Source organism: Rhizobium sp. P1_E1 (genome assembly GCF_056406015.1).
This window is the reverse complement of the sequence record NZ_JBFUAY010000265.1, coordinates 1-5367: the sequence shown is the minus strand read 5'-3', so window position 1 is coordinate 5367 and position 5367 is coordinate 1. Positions and strand designations below refer to the sequence as shown.

5 protein-coding genes are annotated in these 5367 nt (G+C 59.0%); 2 read left to right on the top strand and 3 right to left on the bottom strand.

Annotated features, from left to right (window positions below; translation table 11 throughout):
• Positions 1-651 (bottom strand): transporter substrate-binding domain-containing protein (locus AC1D1Z_RS33550; protein WP_477853147.1); only part of this gene is annotated, 651 nt, incomplete at its 3' end.
• A gap of 196 nt (positions 652-847) precedes the next feature.
• Here AC1D1Z_RS33550 and hutC point away from each other — a divergent pair.
• Together hutC and AC1D1Z_RS33540 are read left to right on the top strand one after the other, a co-directional pair.
• Positions 848-1603, top strand: a complete 756-nt coding sequence (gene hutC / locus AC1D1Z_RS33545) for a histidine utilization repressor (RefSeq protein ID WP_028732659.1) — start codon at positions 848-850, stop codon at positions 1601-1603.
• A gap of 453 nt (positions 1604-2056) precedes the next feature.
• The gene (locus tag AC1D1Z_RS33540) at positions 2057-3124 is read left to right on the top strand and encodes a cyclic nucleotide-gated ion channel (protein WP_477853145.1); all 1068 of its coding nucleotides are present in this window, start codon (positions 2057-2059) and stop codon (positions 3122-3124) included.
• A 177-nt stretch (positions 3125-3301) separates the two neighbouring features.
• On the opposite strand, the gene AC1D1Z_RS33535 is transcribed toward AC1D1Z_RS33540, so the two are convergent.
• Positions 3302-3454 carry a recombinase family protein gene (locus tag AC1D1Z_RS33535; RefSeq protein ID WP_477853143.1) on the bottom strand — a complete coding sequence of 51 codons (153 nt, stop codon included), beginning with the start codon at positions 3452-3454 and terminating at the stop codon, positions 3302-3304.
• Positions 3455-3526: 72 nt separating this feature from the next.
• On the bottom strand, positions 3527-5367 hold a 1841-nt coding region (locus tag AC1D1Z_RS33530), incomplete at its 5' end, for a phospholipase D-like domain-containing protein (protein WP_477853141.1).

Sequence of the window (5367 nt, the reverse complement as noted above, 5' to 3'; positions counted from 1 at the left end):
GTTGGCGGACGCAAAAGCATTGTTGAAATAGACGGCATCGTCGAAGCCGAGGTCGATGCGGCCGTTCTGCAGGTCGAGGTCGCGGTCGGCACCGGTCTTGTATTCGCGGATCTCGGCAATATCGCCGAAATTGTCATAGACGAACTTGGCGTAGACGGTCGCCGCCTGGATGCCGATCGTCTTGCCCTTGAAGGCGGCCTTCAGGGCGTCGATCTCTTTCACGCCGGTCTGGCCGGGCGTCATCTTGATCGTGGTGCCGGTGCCGGCGGCCTTTGCCAGCGGGCTGTCCTTGGCGGTAGCAAAGGCGGCAGGCGTGGCGGCATAGGGAACCGTAAAGTCGATGACCTGCTTGCGCTCATCGGTGATCGACAGTGCATCCATGATGACGTCGAACTTGCCGGCGTTGAGCGCCGGGATCATGCCGTCCCAGTCGGAGGCGACCAGCGTGCATTCGATCTTGGCGCGTTCGCACAGCACCTTGGCGAGTTCCGGTTCGAAGCCGCCGAGCGTGCCGTCGGCATTGGTGAGGTTCCAGGGCGCATAGGCGCCTTCGAGGGTAATGGTCGCCTTCGTCCAGTCTTTGGAAAAGGCAGGTGCGGCGAAGGCGGAAAAAGCCGCCACGCCACAAAGCAGGATTGCGCTGAATTTCATGTGTGAATTCTCCTCTGGAGTTGAAACAGACCTTGCGGCACCACGGCCGATCTTCGCCGGCTTGCCCTTTCCTGTCCTATTTCTGTTTCAAGGACTGATTGGGAGGTTGTATATGGTACCATATGAGATATTTTGTGATATGCAAGAGGAAAGTCGAATTATGTGGCGAATTCCATTCGTGCAAAAGGAATAGGCAATGAAGCGTCCCGGCGAGATGAAGCGCGAACTGGCGCAGAATGATAGCACCCCGCTCTATGCCGGCGTCAAGCAGGTGATCCTCGACCGCATCCAGAGCGGCGAATGGCCGCCGAAATATCGCGTGCCCTCGGAAAACGAGCTGGTCGTCGAGCTCGGCGTCAGCAAGATGACCGCCAATCGGGCGCTGCGCGAACTTGCCAACGAAGGCGAACTCGTCCGTATCCAGGGCGTCGGCTCCTTCGTTGCCGAGCGCAAGGGTTATTCGGCACTGTTCGAGGTCCGCAACATCGCCGAGGAAATCGCCGAACGCGGTCATGTCCACGAGGCCTCCGTCGTTGTTCTCGCCCAGGAAACCGCCTCTCCCGAGGTTGCCGACGCGCTGGAACTGCCGATTGGCGCTGCGGTTTTCCACTCGCTGATCGTCCACAGCGAAAACGGTGTTCCCGTGCAGATCGAGGACCGCTTCGTCCATCCGGAGGCCGCGCCTGAATATCTCGACCAGGATTTTTCGACGCTGACGCCGAACGCCTATCTGACGGCTGCGGCCCCGCTCAGCGGCTCCGAACACGTTGTCGAGGCGGCGATGCCGCAGGCCTGGGAATGCAAGCTGCTGACCATCATGAAGACCGAACCGTGCCTGACGATCCGCCGGCGCACATGGTCGGCAAAGCAGGTGGTCTCGACCGCCCGCCTCGTCTATCCGGGCCACCGTTACCGCTTGGAAGCCCGTAGTGGCAAGATGTTCGAGGAATGAAAACACCCGCGATGTTGTATATGGGACCGTGTGAGCCGCGCCGTCGCCAGGAGCGGGTGTAAAAGGCAGCGGCCGCACTGCTTGACCGAGGAAACAGCGTCCCTGGCGGAGACTTATCACGGCGTGTGAAAATAAGCGGAGGAGACTTTTTACAAGCTCGGCAATAACGCATGGACAAGGCGTGGGCCGAGTCTGTGCCGAGACAACCGCCGCACGCCAATGATTGTCCGTTTCGACGGAGGTCGGATCTTCTTCTCCTTGTTGCGTCGGGCCCCGGGCATGCCTACGCGTTGAAGCCCGACGGATAGTCTTGCTCGAGATCGGACTAGGGCTGGCGCCCTTGGCCTCGTGAGTCCCGGGATCCTCGGGCGGCACCTGCATCAGTCCCCCGTTCCCTTGCGTGTGGCCCGTAGGTATCTATTGTCGAGAATGCCGGGTGGTTGGGAGTATGTAATGTCGGCAGTGCCGTTCTCAAAGATTTCGACGCCGCTCAACGCGCTGTTCGCTACAGTCGGTCTCCTGGTCGTTGCCGCACTGACGACGCAGGGCCTTACTGGACAGGAGAGGCTTGTCTTTGAGCTGCTACTTGCGGCAATTTGGCTGGCCTATGTCCTCCAATTGAGCGGCACATTGCTTTCACGGCGCCACAGCTTGTCGGGCGGGATGCCGGCCCTCGTGATCGATTTGCTCGCGGTTCTGGTTCCTGCTGCTGCATTCTTGTTCGTTGGGTCCCGTGATCGAAACCTCTATTGCGCCATTTGGCTTCTCAAGCCGTTGCGCGACTCGAGCTTTTTCAGGCTGCTAGCAAAGGTGGTCGCGAATGAATCGCGCAATCTKCTTGGCGTGACATCGGTGTTCGGCATCGTTCTTTTTGGTGCTGCGTTGGCCGGTTATATCATCGAGCGAGACGTCCAGCCCGATAGGTTCGGCAGCATTCCGCAGGCGATGTGGTGGGCGGTCGTGACGCTGTCGACGACCGGCTACGGTGACGAGATCCCGCAGACCCTCGCAGGTCGCGTTCTGGCCGGATTGGTGATGATGAGCGGGATCGGTATTTTTGCACTTTGGGCCGGCATCCTCGCCACCGGCTTCTACGAAGAGGTTCGCCGCCAAGACTTCGTTCGCAATTGGCAATTGGTCGCTGCCGTACCCCTGTTCCAGAAGCTTGGTTCCGCTGCACTGATCGAGATCGTTCGGGCGTTGCGACCGCGCATTGTCCCCGCAGGTGCCGTGATCTGCCGCAAGGGCGATATTGGCGATCAGATGTTCTTCCTTGTCGAGGGGCGGGTCACCGTGGCGACACCCGACCATCCAGTGGAACTCGGTGCCGGAAACTTCTTTGGCGAGATGGCGCTGATCAGCGGCGAACCGCGCTCAGCGACGGTCACCGCAGCAACCGAGGTATCGCTGCTGTCGCTCTACGCCGTGGATTTCCAGATGTTGTCGAGCAGCAGTCCGGAGATCGCGGAGACCATCCGCAAGACGGCGCTGGAGCGGCGGAGCGGGCCGCCGAAGGAATAATCCAAGCCTGATGGCTGCGGCATGGCAGCGGCCGGTGGAGGTTACGCCTTGACCGGCTCATTGGTCCCAGACGGTCGAAAAGTAGAGCTCCGAGGTGTTAATTTCAACCTAAACTTGCAACTTTGCTTTATGATCGGCCACTCTCCTGTGGACTGAGGGCCGGGCCGTGTTTCAAAACTAGCCGCTTACACCAGCATCGACAAATGTCCCGCACAGTTTCCAACCACGCGATGCGATATACGAAGCCCCCAAATCAAGCTGGGTTTCTATGGATGCAGGGTTTTGCTGATCTATCGAATACCGCGCGTAGGTTCCCACTCTTTTGTCCATTTTAGCCTCCCAATAACAATGGCAGGCCAAGGTATCACGACGCAGATATGTTCGAGTGTTGGGCCGACCCTGCTACGCGTTCATCGCTGACAGCCAGAACCTAAGCTCGGGCGATTTCTCCTCCTCACCATCGATGTATCGCTTCTGCCACGRGGCGTCGAGTACGAGCGGCTTTCCGAAAATCTCGGGGTTCTTTCGCAGCCAGTAACGCCAGGCATAGTGGTCATAGAGATCGAGAACATGGCACGCGTAGGCCTGAGCGAGATCCTTGTTCCCGCGGACGATGACGAAGTTCTCGTCGTTGTTGTGGGAGGCGCGGTAGCCGAGATTGTGCGACCCGGTGATAACAGTGCAATCCTTGCTGAAAGGATCGATGACGACGATCTTATTGTGGATGATCGCATGACCGTAGACGTACATCTCGGCCTCCCAGGCTCCGAAGACGTCGTCCTTGCTGATGGCGCCCGCCGGGATCGACCTGTAGTCCGGTTCCGGCTTCTCCGCGTCATCTTTCTTCTTCGGCTTGCCTGGCTCGCCGATCACGGAGACATGCATCCCCTCCTCGTCGGGCTCTTGCTTCTTCTGCTTCTCGAGCGCCTCCGCAAAGTTCGACGCGCGCTGCGTGCTCGTTAGGGCGCCGCGAACGAAGAGATTGGGATTTTTCGCGAGCACCCTTCCCGCTGCATCAAGGATTGAATTGTTTCCCGGATCGAATGCTAGGAAGAGCACCGCGTGCTTTGCGCCCTCGATCAGCTTGAAGACATATTCCATGTCCGTGGGATGCTCCTTCGGCGGGCTTTTCAGGAGATCGACGGTGCTGGGCGCAAACAGGACTTGGATGCTGACATCGTCATCGAGCTTGATTGGGACCGAGATGGACTTTTCGTTTTTCTCCCGGACGAATTTTCTGAGGGCCTCCGCCTGAAGTTCGTCTTGGTTGCCGCCCGCCTCATCGACGTCGCTCTTCAGCTTATTCCAATAGTCCATGTAACGCTGTGCGACCGCAGGAGACTCGATGACGAGCGCGTTGTTCGTCTGCGTACAAAGACCACTGCTTGTCCAGTTGGTCGAACCCGTCATGACCGCCGTCGCCTTGCCGTTCAGGCTCAGGATCAGGGATTTGTTGTGAGGAATGCTGCCGCTTGCGAGTATGCGGTCAATGACATTGACGCCAGCATTCTTCAGGTTCTGTCTGTTCTCAGCGTCTCCATCCTCGATCTCCGGATGCCTTTCTTTTTTCGCGACTCGGGCGTTGCCCAGAATGACAGTTCTGCTCTTTCGATCCCCCCGGTCGGCCGCTTGCAGTCGGCGCTCCAGTCCGTCGGGGTCATCGAGCTCATAGAGGGCCGCATGTATCTCCCCACCGTCCCGGTCCGCGCGATCAAGCAGTAATGTTACGCCGTCGAAGAGCTGACCCATCAGGCCCTCCCGGATCGGATCCTTCGGATTCACGATGTGAGGTCTGAGGGCGGCGGCGCTCGGCTTATGGTTCAGCGCTTCGCTCAGGGCCTGTGTGGCGACGATGCCCCGGTTGAAATAGGCTTTAAAGGATGGCCCCCGCTCCTCTGTCAAAGCGATCCTGTTGCTCAGCAGCGGAGGAATCCCGGCGAGCGGTATCAGCTTCTTTCCTGCAGTCCCACCCATGGGTACGATGCGATATTGATACGTGCCTCCGCGTTTCGCGAAGAGGTCCTTCCACCAGAACTTCTGGATGGGAGCGTCCTCGGTCGTGAGGGGTTCGTCCTTGTCCTGTCCCTCGAACCGAGCAACCGCCGGAAGGGCTCGCTCAATGCCATCGCCGTCGATCTGAAAGACCGCAAATCCGAGACACCCCTCAAGTTTCCGGTCGTACGTCCAGGCCACAAGTGCGATGTCGTTGTTTGAAAATGCGATTGCGGGCATGCGTCCCTCCC